A 25,027-nucleotide genomic window follows, 5' to 3' on the forward strand; every position below is an offset into this window, starting at 1 on the left:
TATGGTGCGAAAGTTGAGTTAATAAATTTGTTGAATTTAGCTCATTCAGGGGTCCCACCAACGAAGTGACGTAAAACACTATTTTTTCCGTAAAAAAGGTCAATTTTCCTGCGTTAAGGATACTGTTCCTGATGCTGCACTATGTCCAGTAATTGACCTTGTCCGCAAGTTATTGCGTTGTTTAACAGAAAAAATTGGCTGGGGAGGAACAGCAAGGTTCCTCCCCAGCCAATTATTATATTTTTACCTTGTACGTCCCCAAGATTCACATATGGAATGGAATCTAGTACCCCTTAAAGCCACGATTGTATAAGTATAGTGCCAAAGTCTGCACTTTTAAATTTCCATAAACACCCTCGAGAGAAATCTCAAATCTCAAATTCGCCAAGTAACTTATTCATATTCTCTTTTTGTTTTTGTTCCTTTTGCATGGTCTCCTCATTGATAAGTTCACATTTGGAAACACCTGGGAAATGTGAATCCAGTTTATTAAAGTGAACATCTTTATTGCTATCCCTATTGAACCGGATTAAGTTGGTCTTTACTCCATGTTCGTTTAGTATGGGGGAATCATTATAAAGGTGCGGAAAGGAACTAGACGCCACAATTTTCTTATATAAATCTTCATAAGTCTTCGCTTTCATTTTATACTTCATTACTTCTTCTTTTAATGCTTGAATTGTTTTTGACGACTCCTGATAGAGTCTGTCCTTTTCTTTATATTCCCTCAACTCATTATGTTGTTTAAGAATTGTAAGTTCAATATTAAACAATTCATTTTTTAAAGCCTGTTTGTCTTTACCATGCTTTTGGAAGATGAGATCTATACTTGGTAGGTACACTGTATCATTGTCCTCGAGGTTGTGAGACCTCATGGCAGGTTGGTTTAGTTCATCAATAAAGTCCTTCATTCGACGGCTCCAAGTATTTCTACCGACGTTCGTTTCCTTTTGAAGAAGCGAGGGGGTCAACTTTATACCCTTGTTTTTATATTTCACTTCTAAAGCTAGTTCTTTAAGCTGCTCATCAGTCCACTCTTGTGGTTTTCCTCTTGTATTACCGTTGCTTTTTTTGCCCATGTGCCAATTCCTCCATTAGCTTAGAGTCAATGGTTGCCTTTAAATCCATATAGGATAATAACTGCCTTGAAGTTGTTTTTAAGACGTCATTATTTGCATTTCTTAATGAGTTAGCTAGACTCGTTGAAATCTCTTTCATTAATTCGATTGATTCACGAATTTTAACTTCTAAAACCTTCGATGAATCTGCTAACCATTGAAGTGCTTGTTCCCGTTCATTGATGACTGGATTAAAAATGAAATTCGGACAATATTCACAGAACTCAATACAGTTGTTAGGGAACACATCTTGGTTTTCTATACAAGTTCCATATTGAATTCGCCCAACAATATTTTCCCTATCGGTAACGGAAATGGCTTTCCCTTTGTCGTACACGTATCTCTTCCAACCTATAATACTGCCACTAATACTTTGGCTTTTTGAATGTTCTAGTTTTTTTTGCGCTAATCGATAGACGTAGGATTGAGCGAAATGCTCCGCATGTGCGTAATAACCATACTGACTATCTATTTCTTCATGTCCAGCCATTCGTGCGATGGAGAGCATGTTGAACCCTTGCAGACACATGTTTATAATAGCGAAATGTCTGGTGTCACCTGATTTGACTCGTTCAAGTCCGTAATGACCGTAGAGTTTCTCAACCACATTTTCATAAAACTCTTTCTTCAAGAAATCAAAATCTCTTCTGTTTACTCGGTTATTCTTTTTATCTCTTTTTTGGATTCTGAAATGAGTAAGCAATTGGATTGGAAATAAATAAGGAGAGTCAATCCCTAATAACTCTATCTTTTTTATTGATTGATTAATGAGATTGTAGGTTCTCTCATCAATTTCTACAAAATCATACTTTGTAATAAATTCGGGCGTGTCGGATCTTTGCTTTATTCGAGGTACTTTTATCCCATATTTAAAGTTTTGGTGTTCACGATACTGGACACAATCCTTTCCCAGCATCAGAAATTCTGATGGACGCAACGGAAGAATATTGGTTATTAGCCACCACATTAAGATAGGTAAATACTCAATAGTTTGCTCCGTTGGATAAGACTGAAAGTAATCATTCATCGCATCATCAAAAATCATGATGTCCTCAAATGGCGGTAAATCTCTATTCGTTCCTGAATAGGAGCCTACTTTTTTACAAATGTCTATTATAAGTTGTTTATTTTTTACCTCGTAGAAGGAAAGGAATCTTTCTGTATCTTTGGCAACTCTATAACCTTTGTACACAAAGTTATTACAACAACGAATCAAAAACGTTTCAAATTTCCTGGTATCTTGAAAACCGTTAGATTCAAAGATGATTTCCTTTAGTGTAGCTAGTTCATTATATACCGTTAAGGGATTTCTCCCAGAAATGATTCTCACTACTGTATAGGCCCTTAGAGCTTTGTTTAAACTAGGGTACAGGTCTAAATCAAACGAAATAACTATCGGGTAGTCTGAGATCCCTTCACTAAGTGACCATTGACTGTCACTAAAATTGCCATTCAGGATATAATTATTTTCAGATAATTTTTGGAATAGTTCCTCATACTCAGTGGAATCAAATGTATTAAAGTAAACAGTTTGTTTCCGTTCAATAACAACATCATCTGAAAATGCCCCTATTACTGATCTGATTTCCATTTAACCCTCTCCTAATATTCATCAAGCTGGAGTTTATGAGCAATTTCTTCCAGCTTGCTCCATGTGCTTGTAGGCGAAAGATAGGCCCTCACATAATCTTCTCCATAGGCAATTCTCGCTTCTTTCCACACCAGGAGAGTATGCAGAAGAAATTTTGTTTCCTTTCGAATCATAAATTCATTGTCAGTGGACTGAATATTATCAATTAATCTGTCTAAATCTTCCTTCAATTGTATCAACAATAAATTTCGAGGAAGAATGTATTCACAGGAATAGCAGTTAGTTAATCTGGGGTATGCACAGTCAGGATATACTAAGCATTGAGCGTGTTCATTTTTCGACGGCATTTCACCACATGCAAGTTTACCTAGGATGTCATTAATCTCATCTGTAGAAAAATCAGCTAGTTTAGATACAGCAGAACGCCGTTTTTCGTAAATACCACTTAGTAAGTTTTGTACTGATGAGTTATTTTGAATAGGTGTAGAAGTAAGATAATTGTTAATGAACTTAGCGACGCTTTCTAGACTCGAAGGTGAAACCTCTTGGCGAATTTGTTCTATCAGTTTAGTTCGTTCCTCTAATGTTGAATTGAGTTGCTTGTTCTGAGAGGCATACAAAATTAAGTAGTTAAATAACCAACCAAAATGCCCACGTTTAAATAAATTGAAGGATACACGATTAATAGTTCCATCTTTATTGGTTGATTGAATGTATACACTAGTTGTGTCTGGTGCCTTGTGGCTTCTAGCTGTTTGAGTGAGATGGAGGGCAAGTTCCGAATCATATTCATCGCCTTCAGTAATTGAGAAAAATAAGTAAGTAGATACGGTACGGTTCATTTTTCTACTACTGAATTTGAAATCACTTAGTGATGGGCAAGACTTTAAAAACCTCTTATGCCGAATTTTAGCGTGAGTTGTTATTTTATTGTATACGCCCTGATAAAACGTATCTAAAAGGAAGTTTCTCCCTTCCATTCTTCTATGAAATTCAGAAATAACTAGTGCGAGAGACAAAGGGTAAGCAAGATCGGGCGCAACTATAAATGTAAGTAATTCATCTGTTTTACTGCTTCTTTTGTGTCTATAGTGAAGATATAACTGCCGGATAACGAGTTGACTTTGGGTTTCGGATAAGGTGTTTTCTACAAACCAATTTAAAGAAGGAATATTAAGTTCTTCTAGATGGATATTGGGAGTGTGAGCTATCAAATCATGACCCCGAATAAAATCGGTCAGAAGCAAGATGGTGTATACCCACATATTTGCGTAATAACTATCTTCCAATGCGTGCGGAATATTGATTATCACATCCTTACAGTGTTTATAAAGCGTATGAAATTCTTGTGGGGAATATATGTCTTTGATATCCTTTTTGCGATTCCTATGGTAGATCACATAATCTTCCCTATCTTGAATGTTCTTCCTTTCATAGGAATATCTTAAAAACCGTGTAAAGTATAACTTTTCTTTTTTACCAAATGGGGAGTGATCATCTAGGAATTCACTAATCTCGGTATTCGAGAGCAGATAAACTTCTTTATCAATACTAGTTACCAAGCTTTTATAAAATCTTTGGAAAGATAAAATTGCGTCTCTCTTGTAACGATTGGAGCCTCGCATGTTATTTGTTTGTAAGAGACAATATTCTAGGTACAATTTTGCCGTTTCATTGAGGTCTTTTTTTACGGGGATTGTTTCTGTATATTTTCTAATCTCTTCAAAGGAAGACTGGCTAGAATATATAACCTGTTCCTTTGATTTTTCTCGTTCCCTTTCAAAGTTCTCAATATCAGAGAAAGGTATTCGCCAACGGTTCTTGTCATCCTTAAAGGCATTTGGGAACTTCCCCGATTTAATAACCATGTTCCAAACAACACTTGCACTACTATACCCTAACCTTTCGGCGGCTTCAATTGGACTTAAGGTATTTGACTTCTCCATCTAGTCCTCCAAATTATAATCCATTAATTTTGGGATATAACTTTCATGCATTTGCGAAAACTTACCCTCAATCTTTTTATGAATTCGGTTAGTGGATACCATATAGGTTAGAGCCGAATTGATATTAGAGTCCCCACGGAGATGGGCGATTTCGTATGGATTCTCCACATTTTCCGCGACCATATTTGTAAATGTACCTCGTCCTATGTGAGTAGACCATTTAATATATTTAAGATGATGTGCCAATAGTTTCTGTTCACTATCTCCTTTTTGCTCCAATAATTTAATAAAGGTCTTCTTAACTTTCTCGAAGTACTGTCTATAACTTCTACCTGATAAGGGGAGTCCATCTCTATTAATGAACAGCGCATTACTACCATCCATGGGCTGGTATAGCTGAATGTGATCACTAAACAAGCTGAGTCCCCAGTCATTTATTTGAAGGACTTGTTGAGCTCTAACTTTTTTTACGGAGGGGTGTTCCTTTAGATCAACACGAAAGTTTTGGTTTTGTAGTTTCAATATGAAGTCTCCCTTGCGCATCCCATGTGCGACTTGTGTTCTCTTTAAGTTCACCACTTCTGAAACGCGAAGCCCCCCAAATATCTGAAAGTAGATTCCTAACGCAATAGGTTTTGCCACCATTATCGCTACCTCCAATAGAAGAGGTATATAACTGTGTGGTAGTGTATGTTCAATTTCTCTTGGTTTTTTGGATGGGTATATTGGTTTAAAAGGTGATTCATAGTAAGAACAAAATTTTCCTTCTTTCTTTTGAAACGTATCTTTTGAAATTGAAGAGATACATCTAGTTTTAACTAACCACAAGTAGAAAAATGTTAGTGTTCTTTCTGCGTCTTTTACTGTATCTCTACCTACCCCGTCAGAGGACAGCGAGTTCAGGTATTGAGTTCCATGAGCAATATTCAAATCCCGAAGGGTAAGTATATTCAATTTCCTCTTGTTCTCTAAAAGGTAATTGAGAAATTTTACAGTGTTGTTCGCATGTTTTCGTTGGGTATTGAATTCCCTATGTTTCCAATTTTCCATGATGAAATCGCTAATTGGATGTATAACCTCCACGTCCATTGTCATGTCCTTCAATCCAATCAACGCGATATGCTTCTGTTTAATTTCCCCTATCGTTCGAAAGAAGGCATAATCAATCCATACAGGAACCATACAAAATTTAATGTCCTTTGAAGCATCTAAATTAATAACATTAGTCCGCATACACGGTCCCCCTAGTACGAATAATGTACGTTAAGTTGAGGTTCGACTTATGGTAGATACGCTAAATCTATTATACTTCATTAACAGATTTGTGAGCATTTTGAAAAGAATGAAAAACTATTAAAGTTCTCATATATATCAATGTTTTCCGCAATTATTAAAGTTCGAATAATGTACAATAAATAAATGTACAAAATCATAGAAATACGCAGGGCGCGAGGGAGAGCTGGTCGCTCGCTGGATCATCGAGCTGGCCCACGTGAACAAGCCGATCAAGCGTCTCTGGATCTCATCCGTGACGGACAAGGCGATTCGGGATGGATTTCGCAATCTAAAGGACGGCAAGGCATACGAAAATCTGTTTGCTTCCGCAGCAGCACGTGCAGAGGCAGACTGGCTGGTCGGGATCAATGCGACCCGTGCCTTGACCTGCAAGCACAATGCGCAGCTCTCCTGCGGGCGTGTGCAGACACCGACCCTGGCGATCGTGGCCAGACGGGAGGAAGAGATTCGTCAGTTCACACCGAAGTCCTTTTACGGCTTGAGTGCATTGGCACAGGGACCGATTCAGCTCCAGTGGCAGGATCAGCAGACGAAGGACGTCAAAACGTTTTCCAAGGAAAAAGCGGATCAGCTGCTGGCGTCGCTCAAAAAAGAGACCGTCGCGGAAGTCGTCGAGATCACCAAGGCACACAAAAAGACCTTTGCGCCGCAGCTATACGATCTAACGGAGCTGCAACGGGATGCCAACAAGATCTTCGGCTACTCGGCCAAGGAAACGCTCTCGATCATGCAGGGGCTGTACGAGCATCATAAAGTCGTCACCTATCCGCGGACGGACTCGCGCTATCTGTCTGCCGATATCGTAGAGACGCTGCCGGATCGGGTCAAAGCGGTACAGATGAAGCCGTACGCTCCGTTTGCCGCGAAGCTGCTGAGAGCGCCCATCAAAGGAAACAAAGCGTTTGTCGATGACAGCAAGGTCTCGGATCACCATGCGATTATCCCGACGGAGCAATCTGTTCTCCTGAGTGATCTGAGCGACAAGGAACGGAAGATTTTTGACCTCGTCGTCAAGCGCTTCCTGGCTGTTCTGTACCCGGCCTTTGAATACGAGCAAACGACAATCCAGGCGAAGCTGGGCACAGAGCTCTTCCTAGCCAGAGGAAAGACGGTGCTCGCGAAAGGCTGGCGAGAAGTGTACGACCACGATGTTGAAGACGAGGACAGCCGAGATGGAGTCAAAGAGCAGCTTTTGCCATCGATCGCAAAAGGCGACCGTCTAAAAATCAGCAGCATCACCCAAACCAAGGGAGAGACGAAGCCGCCTGAGCCTTTTACGGAAGCGACCCTGCTCTCTGCGATGGAAAATCCCGCGAAGTACATGGCGGGTGAAAGCAAGGATTTGATCAAAACGATTGGGGAAACGGGTGGCCTCGGCACGGTTGCGACGCGTGCAGACATGATCGAAAAGCTGTTTAACAGCTTCCTGTTCGAGAAGCGCGGCAAGCATATTTTCGTGACGGCAAAAGGAAAACAGCTGCTCGAGCTTGTTCCGGATGAAATGCAGTCGCCTACGCTTACAGCTCAGTGGGAGCAAAAGCTGGGGGCGATCGCAAAAGGGGACTTGGGCAAGCAGGCTTTCATCGGAGAAATGAAAACCTACGCGAAATCGGTGGTCCAAGAGATCAAGAACAGCGAGCAGACGTTCCGACATGACAACCTGACGCGAACCCGCTGCCCGGAATGTGACAAGTTTCTGCTCGAGGTAAACGGCAAGCGGGGCAAGATGCTCGTTTGTCAGGACCGGGAATGCGGCTATCGGAAAGGTCTTTCCAAGCAAACGAATGCCAGATGTCCAAAATGCCACAAAAGGCTGGAGCTTCACGGGCAAGGCGATAAACAGACCTTCGTGTGTGTGTGCGGACACCGGGAGAAGCTCACTACCTTCCAGGAGCGCCGGGATAAGGAAAAGGGCGGCAAGGTCTCGAAAAAAGAGGTCGCCAAGTTTTTGAAAGGGCAGGATCAGGAGGAGTCAGAGGGCATCAACTCGGCTTTAAAAGATGCTTTGTCCAAATTGAAGTTCGATCAGTAAGAGTAAGACCCGAATGCCGCGGAGAGCTGTCGCAGGCGTTCGGGTCTTTTGGCGGTTATGGCCGCACCGACAGGTAGTAGTGCTGAATTTCTTCCAGAGTTTTTTGGGAAGGCTGGATGAATTCGCGATCCCAATCCTCTGGCGGTGAATCGACCGAAATCCCTTTTTCCTGAAGCAAGGCGTATAATTCCTGGTCCGCTTGGGAGGGAATCCACCAGGTGTAAATGGAGTTGGTCTTTTTGTTAAGCAGGGTGTCAAAGAAAAACTTCAAGTAATTCGCGACTGAGAGCGTGCCGTAGTTCACATCGTGCTCGGGGACGGGGATCGGGTAGACCTTGGGATAGCTCAGTGGACCGTGATTGATGGAGATGCCGACAAATCCGATCGGGGGGATGTTGTTTCCGTAGCCAGGGATGGCAAAAGGCAAATCCCCAGCGAAATGAACCCGGATAATGACGGAATTGATGAACTGCTGCTCCAGCACATTTTCCCTTCTCCAAATCCCTAATTCGCGAGCGAGCTTGTCCCAATATACGATGGACGTATTGTGTGCCCGCCAAAAGACGGGAGCCAATTCCTCAAATGTTTTTTCAAATTCGTCTCCTGCTTTGTGAAAAGGATTGATGAGATCGTACCATTTGAAGCAGCCGTGCGTCTGGCGCCAGTTCTGGCAGATGGTGAGGAAGTCAATCATGCGCTGGATGCGGGGCTCAGGGCTGCTCTCCTTGTTGGCAAACAGGTGGGCTGCCTCAACGAGATCGGTGGTAAAGTTGCCGTTGACGAAGTCCCAATAGTTGGTGTGACCTTGTTCAAAGCGTTCATGGCTGACACGGAGACTTTCTATTTCCCAGTCTGCAAAGGTCGTGACGTCATTTCCAAAATAGAGCTCAATCGGCAAGAGTTCTCCGAAGAAGCTAAAGTGATAAGGGCTCGCCTGCTTAAACCAGGATTTGATGTATTCCAGACGAGCAGCAGGAGGGACGATGCTTGCCCTTTTGCAGAGTGTGGCCTCTTCCGTTGTGGCAGTGAATTCTCGCAGGGAGGAAGCTAGGGCTAAAAAGGGAGTGGGCGTAGTCAGAAATTCTGCCCCATTTTCATCGTTGTCGTACTGGACGATGAGATGCGAGAGGACGGTCACTGCCTGCGGCGATGCTGCGAGCTGATTCCACGTGTGTTTGGCAGGGTCGCCGATCGCTCCAATGATCGTGATCGGGTTGGTCGCTTCGCCGCAAAGATAGAGCGCCCCTGAGTCCTGTACGACGATTCTGCTCGAACCGCGGACGTTGATGGTCGCTCCCGCTTCCACTGTCAGGCTTTGGCCGGGCAAAATGACCACATCGTCGGGTCCGAGGAGATAGGGCCCGTTTTGGGCGGACAGCGGTGAGGCGTTGATCATCGTTCCGGAAAAACGGGTGTACTTGTCGACGAACAGCTGGTAGACGTGATCGGGATCTGTATCGGGACCCTCGGTGAGCCGAATAAAATAGACCCCATCGTTCTCGGGGAAGAACGGTAGAATGAGCGGCGAACCTGGCGTCCACATCGCTTGCCCGCACTGGGTGCCGAAATTGTCGTAGACCGTGATGCAGGAGGCGGGATGAGTCAGATTGTTGATGTGGATTTCGATCGCATCTGTGGACGTAAGCTCGATCTGGTACCATTCGTCGTGCGGGTCCAGATTGGGTGATGGCTTGGTGATGCGTGTCTGTGTTTGCAGCGGGGTGGCAAGAGAAGGGATGGTCGAAGTGATACTCATCGGAATCTCCTATCGGATAAATGTTTTTGGAAGAAGCTGTATATTCAAAATATAGCGGAGGGAGTGAGGGTAAGACAAGCATTTGATTTTCTACTTTTGTCGAAAGTAAGGTATGATGAAAGAGAGATAAAGGGGGATGGACGTTCCGATGAGTCATGATTTGCCATTAACAAAGGAAATGATATTGGACGCGGCAGAACAAGTGCTCAGGCGTTTTGGACCGGACAAGACCTCGGTTGTCGACATTGCCAAAGTGCTGCAGGTCAGTCACGGTACGTTATATCGACACTTTCCGAGCAAGGCTGCTTTGCGTGAGGCTGTCACACAAAGATGGCTCCAAGGCTGTATCAGCGCCCCGTTAGAGGAAATTGCAAGCGAGACGCAAGGGAGCGCGACAGAACGATTGTATCGGTGGCTAACCACTCTGCGAAACTCGAAAAAAGAGTACTTCACGACAGACGCTGAAATGTTTGCCATGTACGCTTCTGAAACCGAGGGATCGGTAGAGATGGTCAAAGAGCACGCCGAGCATTTGGTCCAGCAGATTGCCGGGATCGTCGAGCAAGGGATTCAATCGAAGGAATTGAAACCGGGTAACCCGGAAACGATAGCAAGAGCCATTTTCCTCGCAACGTCGAGGTTTCATCATCCCGCTCATGCCCAGCATTGGCTGGCGGACGAGGAAGAAGGTGACTTTCAATTAGTCTGGGAGCTGCTCTTGAGAGGGCTCGTATAGCATATAGGCAAAAACCTTTCTGATCACGGCGCAGAGAGGTTTTTTTGTATGCAAACCCATTCAAATGACAAAAAACTAAATCTGTCATTTGACAGTTGTTGAGTTGGGCCACTATAATACAAGCAAGTTGATCGGCATGCCACCTAAACGGAGCAAGCGGGATATGAAGAGACGATGTGTACGATTCACCATTTTAGAAAACAGGTGGGATACGTCATGGAGAAAAAGCTGGTCGGTAAAGTTGCTTTGGTAACGGGAGCATCGCGAGGGATCGGGAAGAAAATAGCGATAGAGCTTGCTGGACAAGGGGCGAAGGTAGTCGTGAACTACGCTGCCAGTTCTGGAAAAGCGGAGGAAGTCGTAGCTGAAATCAGGGAACAGGGTGGAGAGGCGACTGCGATTCAGGCGGACATCAGCCAGGTTGCGCAGGTGGAAAGCTTGTTCCAAAAGACGCTGGAGACGTACGGCCAGGTAGATATTCTCGTCAACAATGCAGGCATTATGATGACGAAGCCAATCACAAGCATGACAGAGGCTGATTTTGACAAGCAGTTCGCCATCAACGTCAAAGGGACCTACTTCGCTTGCCAGCAGGCTGCCCTCCATATGAACGAGCAGGGGCGAATCATCAACTTCTCTACTTCTGTCGCAGGGCAGATGTTTCCTGGGTACAGTGCGTACGCTGCGACCAAAGGAGCCGTCGAACAGATTACGCGCCAGCTGGCTAAAGAATTTGGACCAAAAGGCATTACAATCAATGCGGTTTCCCCAGGACCTGTGAACACAGAGCTGTTTACCGCTGAGAAAACAGAAGAGGAAGCGCAGCGGATTGGCAGCATGAATGCGATGGGCAGAATCGGTGAGCCCGAAGACATCTCACGCGTGGTCCTGTTTCTGGCAAGCCCCGAGTCGCAATGGGTCACTGGACAGACTCTACGTGTAAACGGCGGATTTATCTAAGAGAGACGAAGAAAGGGAGCTGCATGAGAGCAGTTCCCTTTTTGCGATTGGAGTGATAGTAGCTGCCAGCCTTTCCGTTTTCGTCTCTGATTTCAGGAGTCCAAGCAGGAAAAAAGAAAAGCAGCAAAAGGAGAGCGAAGAGACTGAGCATAAACAGCGAGCGCTTCTTCTTGATTTTGGCCATCGCTACTCGGTATGAAAAACTTTGGCTTGCAGCACGTCCAAAGCTTGCTCTATCGTTTTCAGATCTCCTTCGGAAGCTCCCTGAAGCCGATGGAAAAAACGTGCCTCAATTCGTGCAAAGGCTTCGTCCATCATGGCTTTGCCCTCTGGGGTCAGGCGTATGGATTGCTTGCGCTGATCCTGGGCGTCCGTCGATTTTTCGCACAGGCCTTTTTCCGTCAGCTTGCGGATTTCGCGGCTCGTATTGGGCATGGACATATGCTGGCAGTCGCTGATCTCACTGAGGGTGACGGGCTGCTGGACAGCTATATACTCCAAGATGCTGTATTGGACAGGGGTAATGTCGGCGGGTTTCAAATCCTTGGTCATCTCGTGCTTTACTTGGTGGACCGCTGTAGTGAAGGCTACGAATTTTTGAAAGAAAGCCGTTTTGTCCATAAAGAGATCACCTCTTATCGTTACGATAGCAAATTAGTTGTCATTTAACAATTATCATTTGACAACTATATTTGTTGCGTGTTACCTTTTTGTTATCAAATGATAACTAACGAGGTGTTGAGATGAAACTGCTCGTGATCTATACTCATCCGAACCATCAGAGTCTTAGCTTTGCTTTTTTGCAAAAGGTCGTGCAGGGGAGCGAGGAAAACCCCCTGATCCAGGAGGTGCAGGTACTCGATCTCTACGAGGAAGGCTTTGATCCCGTTCTCGTCTTCCATGAACAGAAGCGCAGGCGGGATATGCATAGTGATCCCCGGCTGGAGCGATATCGCAATCAGATTACGTGGGCTGATAAGATCGTACTGGTGTATCCGATCTGGTGGGGACGCCCGCCTGCCATGCTTCTCGGGTACATCGACCAGATGTTTGCATCGGAGTTTGCTTACCGCGATAAAAAGGGACTGTTTCCAGAGGGGTTGCTCACGGGAAAGTCGGTTGTCTGCATATCCACGATGAAGGGCCCTACGCATTACCCGCTCCTTTGGCTCAATAATGCGCATAAAGTGTTGATGAAGAGAGCCTTGTTTCAATTTGTAGGTATGAAAAAAGTGAAATTTTTTGAGTTTGGCAATATGGAGAGCTCAAAGGGTCGGCATCAGGAGAAGCTGGAGCGGGTTTATCGCTATTTTAAGCAGGTAGCGCAGTAACCAAGCAGCCTGCTAGCCACCAAAAGAGCAAAGCTTCCCACGAGAAATAGCAGGGAAGCTTTTTTCAGGAAATCAGAAGCTTGCAGGCTATGATTGAAACAACGAAGAGGTGTCTGTGGATTGGTACAACTGCCCGGCACTGCTTTCCAGGAATGCGACCGTTTTATCATACAGGAAATTGCCAAAGCTCAGTCTTTTTATGCCCCACTCCCCAAGCAGCTTGCCGTCCGTAAGACCTGGCAGCGAAAGGACATTGAGAGGTGCGGCTACTTGAGCAGCAATCGTGCGGATGTCTGTTTCCTCCTTTACCCCTGGAACGAAGATTCCACTCGCGCCGCACTCTACATACACCTTTGCCCGCTCAATCGTTTCCTGCAGCGGAGCTTCTTTCTGAAAATAGGTATCGATCCGTGCATTGATATAGAAATCGGCAAAACCGTTGTGGTCGAGCGCCGTCCTGATCTGGCCCAGCAGTTCGCCATGCTGGGCTATGTCACGCATGCCAGTGCTTCTCTTGAGTGAATCCTCCAGATTGATGCCAGCGACTCCTGTTTCTGCTGTACGCAATACATGCTCGATGATCGTCGCAGCATCTTCCCCGTAACCAGACTCGATATCGGCGGAAACGGGTATGCTTACTTGCTCGACGATTCGCTTGATGACGGCTAGATGCAGGTCAAAATCGATCTTTTCCCCATCGCAATAGCCAAGAGAGTGTGCAATTCCCCAGCTTGTCGTACCGATTGCTCGAAATCCACCCTTTTCCAAGGCGCGTGCAGAGGGAACATCCCTGGCATTTCCGAGAAACAGCAGTTCGTTTGCTTGATGCAGAGCTTGAAATTGTTCAATGACTGTCATGAGTAACACTCCCTTTTGGATGAATGGGATCGTTTTAGCTTTTCGTCAGCTCTATACTGCAGCTTGCCTGATTCGTACGGGACTGACCGAGGCGCAGCTCCCACAGCTGTTGTCCGCGATGGAAAAACGGATAGGCGATAAAGGTCAGCAGCATGAGAATCGCGAAGATAAGCGGGCCTTGCCCGAAGCCCAATGAGTGAAGCAAAATTCCTCCGAACCAGGCACTGGCGCTCTGCCCGATGAAGGCAAACCCGCTTGCCCCATAATAGGTTCCGCGCAAATGGCTGGGAGCGATCTCTCCAATCAGCACATCGCCAATCACAAAGCTCAGAATCTCTCCGGCAGTAAATACGACCATCGAGAAAGCGAGCAGCACCAGGGTCTCAAACACCCCGAATCCGAACAGACCCAGACCGAACAGCAGACATCCTGCCTTCAGGGACGTCAGGGAAGAATAGCGTTTCATCAGCTTGGCCAGCGGATATTGCAGAATCACGACAGAGAGCGTGTTGATGATAAATAAAAACGAGTAGGCTTCAATCCGATCATGGCCGATGTATTGGGAAAGTGTCGTATCGAGGTGAGAATAAGCGCCAGCAAGAAAGACGTTTCCCAAAAGAAAGTAGAGAAACACTTTATCGCTGAAAACGACCCGGACCATCTCCTGCATAGGTGTGGCCTTCGACTTTTCCTGCAGCCCTTGGCGGAACAACAGCATCAAGACAACAAGGGCGATCGCATAAAAGGCAAAGATAGCAGCACTGATGTAAAACGGCACGAGCGAGGACGTACTGCCCGCACCCAGCTTCAGTCCGAGAAGAGGACCGATGGCACCGCCGATGTTGATGGCAAAATACCGGGCCTGAAAAGCGTCTGTACGTCTTTCGGGAGGGGTAACATCTGCCAGGAGAGCTCGCGCTGTCGGTTCGAAGATGCTCCGGCATAGTCCATTTAGCGAGCTCATCAGAAAGAACTGCCACGTCTCATTCGCATAGGCAAAGCCTAGCAAGGTGAGGCTCCAGGCTGCCATAGAGGCGATCATCACAGGGTAACGTCCCAGTCGATCCGATAAAGCTCCACCGACGAAGCTGCAAAGTGTCCCGACCAAAAAGCTCGCTGCCAGAATTGCCCCTACGGTGGCTGGATCAATTCCTTTTCCCTTTCCCAAGTAGATGCCCAGGAATGGTATGGTCATAAAAAAGCCTGTACGTGACAGGAAGGTTCCGATAATTACGCCCCACGCGACGGGATGAAAGTGAGCCATCGTCCGGAGCTTTTGCCAAATGCCATTCAATTGTGTCTCCCCCTCAGGTATGGTCTTTGTACCTTTGAGTATATCTATCTTGAACAAGAGAAAAAGGGTATGATTTGAAGGAGATCGTTCACCTTTTTTCCATGAAATGAGGGTTCGTATGTTGCCAGTTCTGCATTTTTTAGAGCTTCGTTCCTCTTTTCCTGAAAAAGAAGCTCATGTGTCTTTCCCTGTGACTATCGAAAAGCTCGCTGGCATATGGCACTGTACTCCTCGCTACACGAAAATCATCATCCGCAAGCTAAGTGAGCTGGGGTGGATCGAGTGGCGCGCAGGGCGTGGGCGGGGAAATACCTCGGTCGTGACGCTTCTGGCCGATACAGAAGAGCTTTTGCTGCAGGAAGTGAAGACCAAGATGGAGCAAGGCGATGTAAGCGAGGCGATGGAGCTGATGAACCGATTTGGGCAGAGCTCAGTCAAGAATCGTCTGATGGATTGGCTGTCGGATGGAATGGGCTTCTCGACGCAGATGGTCTCCGATCGCCTGGAGGATACACTGCGCTTCCCCGTTTACCGCAAGATCGTCACGCTGGATCCTGCCTTGTCCTTTTATACATTCGATGCCCATATGGGTGGGCAGATTTTTAATACGTTAGTGGAATACGATCAGGAAACAAGGATGATCAAGCCGAGCATCGCCCACTCCTGGGAGGAGAGCGCCGATGGGCAAAGCTGGACGTTCCATTTGAAAAAAAGCATTCCTTTTCACCATGGGAGGGAGCTGACTGCACAGGACGTTGTCTTTTCTTTGGATCGCGTTCGGTTGCGTCCTGAGCGGTTCGAATCGAGCTGGATGTTTCGCGACATCGTGCAGGTGCTCGCGCTCGACCACAAAACTGTGCACATTCAGTTGAGGCAGGCAAACTCGTTGTTTTTGCGCTTTTTGTCTACGGTTCCTGCCAGTATTGTCCCTCAGGAAGTCGTGCTCAAAAGCGAATCGGAATTTGCGAGACATCCGGTGGGAACAGGACCGTTTCAGGTGGCGAGGAGGCAGGAAGGGATTTGTGTGCTGGAGGCGTTTCCCGCCCATTTTCGCGGCAGGCCGCAGCTGGATCGGGTCGAGATACTGATTCTGCCTACTGTGGAGCCTGGCCGATTGAAAGAGCCGGATTGGACCTCCGTATTCACTTCCTATAGCGACCCCAACCAAGGGGAGCTGGCAGCACAGCTCAGCGAGGATTGTGGGTGGCAGGATGCGGAAATGCTGTTTGCTTGCTGTACGATGCTGGTTTTTAACCAATGGAAACAGGGTCCTCACAATCACCCGTCTTTTCGGCGGGCCTTGCAGCATATCATTGATCGGAAACAAATGATCGCCGATTTGGGCGGAGATCTGGTTTTCCCGGCTAAAGGGTTTCGCCCGCAACAAGCGGTGAGGCAAAAGGAGAGCGAAGAGGCAGCGAGTCTGGAACAGATCCAGGAATGGCTGAAAGAGAGCGGCTATCAGGGAGAAGTCTTCCGCATTGCGTCCAACAGCTATCACCAGGAGGATGCAAAATGGATTCATGCGCGGCTGCAGTCGTTTGGTATCCAAAGCCAGCTCGATGTGAAGCCGTTGGAAGAATTGAGGGATTACGAAGATTGGGGGCAGTATGACTGTCGGCTGTTCGGGAACGTATTTACGGGTGACGAGGTCTGTGAGCTGGAAATGTACCTGCAAAAAAACTACTTTCTTGCAGCCTATGAGCCCGATACGGCCGAGCGTGTCCACCAACTTTCAGAAGCGTTGTTCCGTGAATCCGTGGCCGTAAAGCGCCAGGAGCTGCTCGACGATCTGGAATCCCTAATGAGGCAGACCCATTCGGTCCTCTATCTCGTCTACAAAAAGAGCAGCGCATCTTACCACGAAGCAGTGCGAGGAGTCTCCATCAATGCTTCCGGGTGGCTCGACTTCGATAAAATCTGGTTTCATCCGCAGGCGATACACACCGGATGAGTAAGACAAAAGCGGCTGGGGGAATCCTGGCCGCTTATTTTTCGTAAAAAACACATACTACAACTAGGATTCTCGTTCCTTTGCTTTTATGGTAATCTTCTTGGAAGAATCAGGGTTCCTTATCTCTTTTACTAGGTGGTACATTATGCGTTCGATTTGGCAGATTTACAAGACCGATTGGCTGAACATCTTCAAGGTGCCGACGGGCGTTTTTCTCATCGTTGCCATTGCGCTGCTCCCATGCCTCTACGATTGGGTCAATATCCGCTCGGTGTGGGATCCCTATGCGAATACACAAGGCGTCAAGGTCGCAGTCACCAGCCAGGATGAGGGTGCAACCGTAGCTGGACAATCCATCAATATCGGAGAAGAGCTGCTCAAAAACTTGCAGCACAATCAAAAGCTGGGATGGACCTTTGTCGATGAAGCGGAGGCAGAAAAAGGAGTAGATACGGGGGTGTACTATGCCAGCATCCTCATACCAAAAGACTTTTCCGCCAAGATAACCGGTATTGCACAGGGAAGGCTTGATAGGCCTACTGTTATCTACACCGTGAACGAAAAAGTGAACGCAGTCGCTCCCAAGATTACCTCATCAGGGGTCTCTGCGATCGCGAAGGAAATCAACGAAAATTTCACGGAGGCTGTCAGCGGGGCGTTATTGAAAAAACTAAAGGAAATCGGTATCGAAATCGAGGCACAGCTGCCGACAATCCGTAAGATCGAACAGGGTATCTTTGCTCTCGAGAAGAATCTCCCGCAAATCGAGGCTGCGGGTCAAAAGGTGCTTGAGCTGGAAAAGAAGCTGCCTGAGATTCATGAAAAGGCGCAAGTTATACCTGCACTGGAGGAAAAAATTCCAGAGATCAATCAAGCTGCTTCGTACTTGCTCAAAATCCAGCAGAACTGGCCGAAAATCAATGAGGCGATCTCGCAGATTCTCGCCGTGCAGGACAGGCTTCCGCAGATTCGTCAGGCGGCAGATCGCGTGCAAGAGCTGGATCAGCGATTTCATCAGGTAGAAGAGACGGTCAATCTGGCTCTCGAAAAAACGAACAAGGCGCTAGAGGTCGTGACTGCAGCACAGGATGCGCTGCCACGTATCGGAGACATAGCGGAAAAGGGTGCGGCTTTTGCCGATCAGATGAACGAGTTTCTGACAGCGCATAATGGAGCGTGGGAGTCTATCGCACCTGTCGCAGAGCAGAACCTCGAATTTGCACAGCAGGCTGCGGATGCGGCCGCTCTGCTGACAGATCGTTTGCTCGAGACAAATCCAGATCGCTGGCCGACCGCAGACGAGGTGAAAGCGGTGCAGGCAAGGTTGACCACTGTCGCAAAGGTGCTAGCGCATACCACCTCTTTGCTGGAGCGACTCAACGCTTACTTGCCTGGTCAGCCGCTGCAGGTACAGATAGACCGTCTGCAGGCTGCTCTTGGAAAGCTGAACAGACAGGTAGAACTGCTTGGTATTGTCGCGAAAGCATTGGAAGAAGGAAAGAAACCTCTTCGGGAGACAATCGAGCAGCTGCGACAGCATGCACTCGAGACAAACGATGTCTTGGGCGCCATACTCGACAACTATGACGCACAGATCGTTCCGCGAATCTCTGCGGGGATCGAAAAACTGCGGGAGCTTACAGGTACAGCAGCGGACCGTTTGCAGGAAGCAAAGGAGCGATTGCCGGATCTTGCCGCGATTTTAAAGGATGCACGGGCTGGTCTGGAATTTGGTCAGGCAGAGCTGAAACGGATACAGGAGCAAATGCCGCAGATTCGGGCTAAGGTCCATGAGCTGTCGCAGGGTCTCGCAGCCAAAGTGGATGAACTGGACAGAATCGTAACGACCGTTGGACCCCTGCTGAAAAGCAGTCTCCCGGAAATCGGGAAGAGGCTGGATGCAGCAGCCAGCTTCATCCAAAATGACCTGCCTTACGCAGAAAATGAGCTTAGAAGACTGTCTGATTTTGTACGAAACCAGCTGCCGCAGCTCGAATCAGGCGTACATCGAGTTGCCGCTCTGGTGCGCGAGGATCTTCCTGCGCTAGAGCGAGCTGTTTCCGAGGCAGCGGATAAGCTTCGAGAGTTTGAAGGGAACAATCAGTTTGCTGCTCTCGCCAAGCTCTTGCGCGGGGACATCCAGGCGGAAAGCGACTTTTTGGCAAGCCCTGTGCAAATCCAGGAGAATCGCAAATACCCGATCCCCAACTACGGCTCTGCCATGTCTCCCTTTTACGGAGTCCTCTCCTTATGGGTGGGGGCGACCTTGCTGATTTCTTTACTGAAGGCGGAGGCAGACAATCCGGGTGAGCGATACAAGCCGTATCAGCTTTATTTGGGAAGGCTGGCGACATTTTTGACGATCGGGATGTTTCAGGCGCTATTCATTACGCTAGGGGATATCTACTTGCTAGAAGCCTATGTCGCGGATAAGCTGCCGTTCGTTTTGTTCGCCATGCTGGTCAGCGGGGTATTTGTCACCATTACGTACACGCTTTTGTCCGTCTTTGGCAACGTGGGGAAGGGTCTCGCCATCATTTTCATGGTGTTTCAGTTCTCCAGTTCAGGCGGGACGTTTCCCATCAGCATGACACCGGCCTTCTTCCAGGCTTTGAATCCGTTTATGCCGTTTACGTATGCGATCAGCCTGCTGCGTGAAGGTGTGGGGGGAATCCTCTGGCAGACGGCGATACGGGACATTCTCTTTCTGCTCGGCTTCATCGGAATCAGCCTGTTTGTCGCTCTCGTGCTGAAGCGTCCGCTCAGTGGTCTGATCAAAAAATCTACGGAGAACGCCAAGAAGACGAAAATCATTGCCTAAAAAAAGAGCAAGGACAGCCGCTGTGAGCTGCCCTTGCTTTATTTATGCCGATGCCGATCGTATGGGGTTACACCAGGCCCTGGACCATCATGGCGTCCGCCACTTTGATGAAGCCGGCGATATTGGCACCGACGACAAGATTGCCAGGGTGACCGTACTCCGCGGCTGCTTTCATGCTGGTTCGATAAATATTGATCATGATTTCGTGCAGCTTGGCATCCACTTCTTCAAATGTCCACGCCAGTCGCATGCTGTTTTGAGCCATTTCCAGTGCTGATACGGAAACCCCGCCCGCATTGGCAGCTTTCGCAGGGCCAAAAAGAACACCGCTTTGCAGGAATACTTCGATGGCTTCGAGGGTGGAAGGCATGTTGGCCCCCTCGCCTATTGCACGCACTCCATTTTTCACGAGAATGCGAGCAGAATTCGCGTCGATCTCGTTTTGGGTAGCACACGGCAGTGCGACATCGCAAGGAATCTCCCAAATGCCGGAGCAGCCTTCTCGATACTCCGCTTGCGGGTGCTCTTTGACATAATCGGAGATTCGTTTTCGCTCTACTTCTTTTAGACGTTTCACCGTCTCCAGATTAATTCCGTTTTTGTCGTAGATGTAGCCATTGGAGTCGCTGCATGCCACCACACTTGCGCCCAGCTGCATGGCTTTCTCCATCGCGTAGATCGAGACGTTGCCAGACCCGGATACGACAACCGTGCGGCCTTTCATGCTCGCTCCCTGATCTTTCAGCATTTCCTCAACAAAGTACACGACGCCGTAACCGGTTGCTTCGGTACGGGCTAGACTTCCCCCATAGCCCAGTCCTTTTCCCGTCAGGACGCCTGCTTCAAAGCCGCCGCGAATGCGTTTGTACTGTCCGAACATGTAGCCAATTTCGCGTGCGCCTACGCCAATATCTCCTGCAGGAACATCAGTATCCGGACCGATATATTTACATAGCTCTGTCATGAAGCTTTGAGTAAAGCGCATGACTTCCCCGTCCGACTTCCCTTTTGGATCGAAGTCAGAGCCCCCCTTTCCGCCACCGATGGGCTGGCCAGTCAAGGCGTTTTTAAAGATTTGCTCAAAGCCTAGAAATTTGATGATACTGGCATTGACGGAGGGGTGGAAGCGAATGCCCCCTTTGTACGGACCAATTGCACTGCTGAACTGTACACGAAACCCGCGATTTACCCGTACTTTGCCAAAGTCATCTACCCATGGAACACGGAAGGTGATAATACGCTCAGGCTCGCTGATTCTCTCCAGAATGCCGTTGTTCATGTACTTGGGATGCTTGGCGAATACAGGTACCAGAGAATCGAAAATTTCTTTCACAGCTTGGTGAAACTCTTGCTCGCCTGGATTACGCGTCTGAATGGTCTCGTAGACTTCATTGACGTATTCCTGTGCGACCTTCATGGAATCCAAATGAATTTCTTCTTGCAGAGCTGCCATTCCTCTCATCTTCTTCCTCTTGTTTTTATTCTCTCTCTTTATATACTTGCTGCTTGTGCGAAGGTTTGCTTTGAAGTATTGTATAATCGAAAATTTATCGTAACAATTCAAATTTGGAGCTAAATCGATGCCGAAATGAGATGGAAAATCAAAAGCGGTTTCTGAAGACGATTTATCTGGCTAAGAATGGAAGTCCAGTTTCGGTTAAGAATAGATGAGGGACCTTCATTCATGAAAGAGGAGGATGACTGTTGAAAAGAAATTTCCAAAGAGCGATACTTCTGCTTCTCTGTCAGGGATTGCTCAGTTCTCCAGTTGTTGTGGAAGCCGAGGAGAATAGTGGTCACATCCAGCAGGAGGATTTCCTAAAAGCAGACAGTGCAGTGCTGCATGATGAGATGCGGAAGCTATGGACGGATCAGGTGACTTGGACAAGAAGCTACATCGCCAGCTCCATCGATGGACTCCCGGATCAAAACAAGCTGCTGGAAAGGCTTCTGCAAAATCAGGTGGATATTGGCAATGCAATCAAGCCCTTTTATGGCGAGGACTCCGGGAATCAGCTGGCGCAGCTGCTAAGTGAACATGTCCTTCTCATCGGAAAGATTCTGGATGCAGCCAAAAACAATAATCAGGTGGAGTTGAAATCGCACAATACGGAGTGGTACCAGAACGCCGATGACATCGCCAACCTCCTCAGTGGTCTCAATGCCAATTGGTCTCTGAATGTTTTGCGAGACATGCTGCATACGCACCTGCAGCTGGTTACAGATATCCTGGATGCCCGACTCAATAATGATTGGGATGCAGATTTTACTGCGTTTGATAAAGGAATCGACCACATTTGGCAGGTGGCGGACGTTCTCTCGGACGGAGTGATCAAGCAATACCCTGATCAAATATCTGAATAGCATGGTCTTCAGGCGGGGAATGGTTCATTCCGTGCCTTTTTTCTTGTAGGTTTCTTACAAAAGAGTAAGGTAACTGTTAGATAGATCAATGGCCCCCTCCCTGGAAAATCGGTACAGTTAGAACCGTTGCCACACACCAGAACGGTATGTAACAAAAAGAGAAGAGGGGAGCATGATTGATGAACACATCTGTCCTAGAAGTGAAACAGGTCCAAAAAATATACGGGGCAAAGGGAGAAAGCCAATCCCATGCACTAAAGGGAGTTACGCTGAACATTCAGGAGGGCGAGTTCGTTGGCATCATGGGTCCATCTGGGTCCGGAAAGACCACGCTGCTGAATATCATTTCGACACTGGATCGCCCGAGCGAAGGCGTAATTGAGATCGCCGGAACCGACATCACGAAAATGAATCAGAATCAGCTGGCAGATTTCCGATCGCAGCGCCTTGGCTTTATCTTTCAGGATTTTAATTTGCTGGAGAATTTGACGATCTACGAAAATATTGCGCTGCCACTTTCCCTGCAAGGTATTCCTTCACCGCAAATTCGGGAGCAGGTGAAAAGGGTCGCGAAAACGCTGGGGATTGAGGAGCTTTTGACGAAGTATCCTGTGCAGGTATCCGGGGGACAAAAGCAAAGAGCAGCGGCGGCTCGCGCACTCGTGCATGAACCGGCGATTTTGCTGGCAGATGAGCCGACAGGCGCGCTCGACTCCAAAAACGCGAAAAGCTTGCTTGCGGCGATGAGCGATTTGAACGAAAACCACCACGTATCAATCCTGATGGTGACACACGATGCCTTTAGTGCGAGCTATTGCCAGCGCATTTTGTTTATTCAGGATGGCAGCCTGTACAAAGAAATCCATCGCACAGAAGACCGCTCCTCCTTTTTCAAACAAATTCTGGATGTACTCGCCGAGCTCGGTGCATCTCAGGAAACGGACTAGGAGGTACGAACGATGTTACTGAAGCTATCGCTATCGAGCATGCGCAAAATGTTGAAGGACTACCTGGTCCTGCTTATCGGGCTGGTCATCTCCATCTCGGTTTTTTACATGTTTCAGACCCTTGCGCTCAACAGCGAGTTTACCAAAGAAAACTCTATTATAAGCTCGATTCAGCTAGTGTTTAATGTGGGTGCATTTCTACTGGCGTTCATCACGATCTTTTACATTTTTTACGCCAATTCCTTTTTGCTTTCGCTCAGACGAAAAGAGCTAGGGATGTATCGGGTTTTGGGAGCGAAACGGGGGAAGATAAGCCAAATTCTGTTTTTGGAAACGCTGGCTATGGGGATCCTTTCACTGATCGTGGGAAGCTTGGTAGGCATCGGGCTTGCCGGTGGGATCGGATCGCTGCTGATGGATCAGCTGGATATTTCAGCGGAGGGCTACCAGCCATTCTACACACCAGCTTTGCTGATGACAGGTGAATTTTTCATAGTGCTGTTTTTGATTACCTCTACAGTAAATGCGGTTCGTCTGGCGCGAGCTACCGAGCTGGACCTCATTCGTTCCGAGCAGCAGCATGACCGTGTAAAAGAGATCGGAGTCGGTACGGTACTGGCAGCCGTGTTTGGGCTCGCTCTCGTGGCAGTGGGCTATTACGCGCTGATTCACATGAAGGAGCTGCTGGCACTCGGACTGCTGGTCGGCGCTGTAGCGACCACAGTAGGGACGTACCTGTTGTTCATTGCCTTGTTGCCTGCTTTCATGAAGCTGCTCAAGCAAAATCAAAAGCTGAACGATCAAAAGCTCAATGCCTTTACGCTCGCTCAGCTGCATTTTCGCGTCAACAACCTGACAAAGGTGCTGGCAACCGTTGCGATGCTGATCGCCCTTGGGGTAGGCGCCATGGCAGGTGGACTGGCATTCCAAAACAATGTCGCCCTGATCGCAAACGTCGCTCGCGTCTACGATGTCACGCTGCAGGATCCCGCTCTAGAAGATTCGGAGGCGCTGAAAACCATGGCGGTGGAGGAACAGCTCACGTACCGCTATAAAATAGACGACAACGCCATTTCCTATGTCAAAGAGGATTTGCTCGCACATCCGCCGCTCATCTCAAGCAACAGCATGACGGAGTACCGTCGGGATAGTCAGCCGATTCGCGTCTCTGCACAGCTGCCTGCCGGTATTTCCTCCACCAGTGGGAAGGATAGCGAGCCGATTCCAGAACAGTGGGAGCAGGCCATCCGAAATGAGTTCATCTCCAGTTACTCGATGCTTGGAGATAGACAGATACAAATCGTAGACCAGTCGACCTTCGCTGCGATGAAAGGCGATGAGCATACACTGCTGCTCGCGAAGGTCGATGATTTTCTAAAGTACAAGCCACAGTTAAAAGCCATGCAGCAGCGTCAGATCGGGCTGCTGTCCTCCTCCGAGGAAGATGGCACTCTCATGACCAAATATGGGATGTACGAGAGTCTGTACGCATTTACGAGCGGAACGATGTTCATGGGCTTCTTCCTCGGGATTGCGTTTCTCGCCATGATGGCGAGCTGCCTGATGTTCAAAATTCTTTCCGGAGCGACTCGGGATCGCGGGCGGTATCAGATGCTGCGCAAGATCGGGGTACGCAAGTCTTGGCTGGTCGGCTCGATTTACAAGGAGCTGTTCCTCGTATTTATTTTCCCGGCCTTGATGGGACTTTTGCATGTATGGGTAGGTATGAAAATGTTCTCGGTTATTCTGCTTGAGCCTTACGTCCAGTTATGGATACCGACGCTGATTTTCGCGCTCATCTACGCTGTCTATTATGGGATTACTGTTCAGCTCTATCGCGGAATTGTACTGTCAAAAGAAGCGTAACCAAAGTGAAAGCATGTGTGAGATCGTATGATCCTGCACATGCTTTTTTGCGTGGACAAGTTGGAATGGAAAGGATTCTTACGATCGTGTGTGAGAATTTTTTATAAAGAACGAGTATATTGGCACGTATAATGCTTCGCTCATGAAGGGGAAACGT

General features: G+C 47.6%; 17 protein-coding genes and 1 pseudogene. 9 read left to right on the forward strand and 9 right to left on the reverse strand.

What is annotated here, in order from left to right; translation table 11 throughout:
* Window positions 1–368 precede the first annotated feature (368 nt).
* Genes EDM55_RS17830 through EDM55_RS17845 form a run of 4 tightly spaced genes read right to left on the reverse strand, consistent with a single transcriptional unit; the run spans window position 369 to window position 5,888 of the window.
* On the reverse strand, window positions 369–1,079 hold the full coding sequence (locus EDM55_RS17830; protein WP_092271733.1) for a hypothetical protein: 711 nt from the start codon (window positions 1,077–1,079) through the stop codon (window positions 369–371).
* Window positions 1,057–2,709, reverse strand: a complete 1,653-nt coding sequence (locus EDM55_RS17835) for a site-specific integrase (protein ID WP_122960950.1) — start codon at window positions 2,707–2,709, stop codon at window positions 1,057–1,059. The genes EDM55_RS17830 and EDM55_RS17835 overlap by 23 nt, the downstream gene beginning before the upstream one ends.
* 11 nt (window positions 2,710–2,720) lie before the next feature.
* Window positions 2,721–4,655, reverse strand: coding sequence for a helix-turn-helix transcriptional regulator (locus tag EDM55_RS17840; protein WP_092271738.1), 1,935 nt, complete (start codon window positions 4,653–4,655; stop codon window positions 2,721–2,723).
* Complete coding sequence (locus EDM55_RS17845) at window positions 4,656–5,888, reverse strand: tyrosine-type recombinase/integrase (protein WP_092271741.1); 1,233 nt, start codon at window positions 5,886–5,888, stop codon at window positions 4,656–4,658.
* 208 nt (window positions 5,889–6,096) lie between these two features.
* Here EDM55_RS17845 and EDM55_RS17850 point away from each other — a divergent pair.
* Window positions 6,097–7,983 (forward strand): annotated as a pseudogene (locus EDM55_RS17850) (DNA topoisomerase III); the annotation flags it as partial.
* A 55-nt stretch (window positions 7,984–8,038) separates the two neighbouring features.
* Here EDM55_RS17850 and EDM55_RS17855 read toward each other — a convergent pair.
* Complete coding sequence (locus EDM55_RS17855; protein ID WP_092271744.1) at window positions 8,039–9,739, reverse strand: PPC domain-containing protein; 1,701 nt, start codon at window positions 9,737–9,739, stop codon at window positions 8,039–8,041.
* 148 nt (window positions 9,740–9,887) lie between these two features.
* Here EDM55_RS17855 and EDM55_RS17860 point away from each other — a divergent pair, with 148 nt between their 5' ends.
* Window positions 9,888–10,475 (forward strand): TetR/AcrR family transcriptional regulator, encoded by a 588-nt coding sequence (locus EDM55_RS17860; protein ID WP_246070849.1) that lies wholly within the window; start codon window positions 9,888–9,890, stop codon window positions 10,473–10,475.
* Between the two features lie 216 nt (window positions 10,476–10,691).
* On the forward strand, window positions 10,692–11,435 hold the full coding sequence (locus tag EDM55_RS17865) for an SDR family oxidoreductase (RefSeq protein ID WP_122960951.1): 744 nt from the start codon (window positions 10,692–10,694) through the stop codon (window positions 11,433–11,435).
* A 186-nt stretch (window positions 11,436–11,621) separates the two neighbouring features.
* Here the strand turns inward: EDM55_RS17865 and EDM55_RS17875 are convergent, their stop codons facing one another.
* Complete coding sequence (locus EDM55_RS17875; protein WP_122960952.1) at window positions 11,622–12,056, reverse strand: MarR family winged helix-turn-helix transcriptional regulator; 435 nt, start codon at window positions 12,054–12,056, stop codon at window positions 11,622–11,624.
* 122 nt (window positions 12,057–12,178) lie between these two features.
* On the opposite strand from EDM55_RS17875, the gene EDM55_RS17880 reads away from it, so the two are divergent.
* The gene (locus tag EDM55_RS17880) at window positions 12,179–12,766 is read left to right on the forward strand and encodes an NAD(P)H-dependent oxidoreductase (protein ID WP_092271759.1); all 588 of its coding nucleotides are present in this window, start codon (window positions 12,179–12,181) and stop codon (window positions 12,764–12,766) included.
* Window positions 12,767–12,853: 87 nt separating this feature from the next.
* Here the strand turns inward: EDM55_RS17880 and EDM55_RS17885 are convergent, their stop codons facing one another.
* Together EDM55_RS17885 and EDM55_RS17890 are read right to left on the reverse strand one after the other, a co-directional pair.
* A complete protein-coding gene (locus tag EDM55_RS17885; protein WP_122960953.1) occupies window positions 12,854–13,624 on the reverse strand; it encodes an isocitrate lyase/PEP mutase family protein in 771 nt (256 codons plus the stop codon).
* Window positions 13,625–13,658: 34 nt separating this feature from the next.
* Window positions 13,659–14,888, reverse strand: coding sequence for an MDR family MFS transporter (locus tag EDM55_RS17890; RefSeq protein WP_122960963.1), 1,230 nt, complete (start codon window positions 14,886–14,888; stop codon window positions 13,659–13,661).
* 148 nt (window positions 14,889–15,036) lie between these two features.
* Here EDM55_RS17890 and EDM55_RS17895 point away from each other — a divergent pair, with 148 nt between their 5' ends.
* The gene (locus tag EDM55_RS17895) at window positions 15,037–16,872 is read left to right on the forward strand and encodes an SgrR family transcriptional regulator (RefSeq protein WP_092271764.1); all 1,836 of its coding nucleotides are present in this window, start codon (window positions 15,037–15,039) and stop codon (window positions 16,870–16,872) included.
* A 145-nt stretch (window positions 16,873–17,017) separates the two neighbouring features.
* Complete coding sequence (locus EDM55_RS17900; RefSeq protein ID WP_092271766.1) at window positions 17,018–19,693, forward strand: YhgE/Pip domain-containing protein; 2,676 nt, start codon at window positions 17,018–17,020, stop codon at window positions 19,691–19,693.
* Between the two features lie 67 nt (window positions 19,694–19,760).
* Here the strand turns inward: EDM55_RS17900 and gdhA are convergent, their stop codons facing one another.
* Window positions 19,761–21,146 (reverse strand): NADP-specific glutamate dehydrogenase, encoded by a 1,386-nt coding sequence (gene gdhA / locus EDM55_RS17905; RefSeq protein ID WP_092271965.1) that lies wholly within the window; start codon window positions 21,144–21,146, stop codon window positions 19,761–19,763.
* Between the two features lie 251 nt (window positions 21,147–21,397).
* Between gdhA and EDM55_RS17910 the strand changes: the two genes are divergently transcribed.
* The 3 genes from EDM55_RS17910 (at window position 21,398) to EDM55_RS17920 (ending at window position 24,870) form a co-directional block, all read left to right on the forward strand.
* The gene (locus EDM55_RS17910; protein ID WP_092271769.1) at window positions 21,398–22,057 is read left to right on the forward strand and encodes a glycosyltransferase; all 660 of its coding nucleotides are present in this window, start codon (window positions 21,398–21,400) and stop codon (window positions 22,055–22,057) included.
* 179 nt (window positions 22,058–22,236) lie between these two features.
* Entirely contained in the window at window positions 22,237–23,004 is a 768-nt protein-coding gene (locus EDM55_RS17915; protein WP_092271771.1) for an ABC transporter ATP-binding protein, read from the forward strand.
* Between the two features lie 12 nt (window positions 23,005–23,016).
* Entirely contained in the window at window positions 23,017–24,870 is a 1,854-nt protein-coding gene (locus EDM55_RS17920) for an FtsX-like permease family protein (protein ID WP_122960954.1), read from the forward strand.
* The last annotated feature ends 157 nt before the right edge of the window (window positions 24,871–25,027 follow it).

Source organism: Brevibacillus centrosporus (assembly GCF_003710815.1).
Taxonomy (GTDB): domain Bacteria; phylum Bacillota; class Bacilli; order Brevibacillales; family Brevibacillaceae; genus Brevibacillus; species Brevibacillus centrosporus.

Excerpts from the sequence above, each read along its gene's own strand:
- EDM55_RS17830 (WP_092271733.1), bottom strand. The coding sequence starts at position 1,079 with ATGGGCAAAAAAAGCAACGGTAATACAAGAGGAAAACCACAAGAGTGG.
- EDM55_RS17835 (WP_122960950.1), bottom strand. The coding sequence starts at position 2,709 with ATGGAAATCAGATCAGTAATAGGGGCATTTTCAGATGATGTTGTTATT.
- EDM55_RS17840 (WP_092271738.1), bottom strand. The coding sequence starts at position 4,655 with ATGGAGAAGTCAAATACCTTAAGTCCAATTGAAGCCGCCGAAAGGTTA.
- EDM55_RS17845 (WP_092271741.1), bottom strand. The coding sequence starts at position 5,888 with ATGCGGACTAATGTTATTAATTTAGATGCTTCAAAGGACATTAAATTT.
- EDM55_RS17855 (WP_092271744.1), bottom strand. The coding sequence starts at position 9,739 with ATGAGTATCACTTCGACCATCCCTTCTCTTGCCACCCCGCTGCAAACA.
- EDM55_RS17860 (WP_246070849.1), top strand. The coding sequence starts at position 9,888 with ATGAGTCATGATTTGCCATTAACAAAGGAAATGATATTGGACGCGGCA.
- EDM55_RS17865 (WP_122960951.1), top strand. The coding sequence starts at position 10,692 with ATGGAGAAAAAGCTGGTCGGTAAAGTTGCTTTGGTAACGGGAGCATCG.
- EDM55_RS17875 (WP_122960952.1), bottom strand. The coding sequence starts at position 12,056 with ATGGACAAAACGGCTTTCTTTCAAAAATTCGTAGCCTTCACTACAGCG.
- EDM55_RS17880 (WP_092271759.1), top strand. The coding sequence starts at position 12,179 with ATGAAACTGCTCGTGATCTATACTCATCCGAACCATCAGAGTCTTAGC.
- EDM55_RS17885 (WP_122960953.1), bottom strand. The coding sequence starts at position 13,624 with ATGACAGTCATTGAACAATTTCAAGCTCTGCATCAAGCAAACGAACTG.
- EDM55_RS17890 (WP_122960963.1), bottom strand. The coding sequence starts at position 14,888 with ATGGCTCACTTTCATCCCGTCGCGTGGGGCGTAATTATCGGAACCTTC.
- EDM55_RS17895 (WP_092271764.1), top strand. The coding sequence starts at position 15,037 with ATGTTGCCAGTTCTGCATTTTTTAGAGCTTCGTTCCTCTTTTCCTGAA.
- EDM55_RS17900 (WP_092271766.1), top strand. The coding sequence starts at position 17,018 with ATGCGTTCGATTTGGCAGATTTACAAGACCGATTGGCTGAACATCTTC.
- gdhA (WP_092271965.1), bottom strand. The coding sequence starts at position 21,146 with ATGGCAGCTCTGCAAGAAGAAATTCATTTGGATTCCATGAAGGTCGCA.
- EDM55_RS17915 (WP_092271771.1), top strand. The coding sequence starts at position 22,237 with ATGAACACATCTGTCCTAGAAGTGAAACAGGTCCAAAAAATATACGGG.
- EDM55_RS17920 (WP_122960954.1), top strand. The coding sequence starts at position 23,017 with ATGTTACTGAAGCTATCGCTATCGAGCATGCGCAAAATGTTGAAGGAC.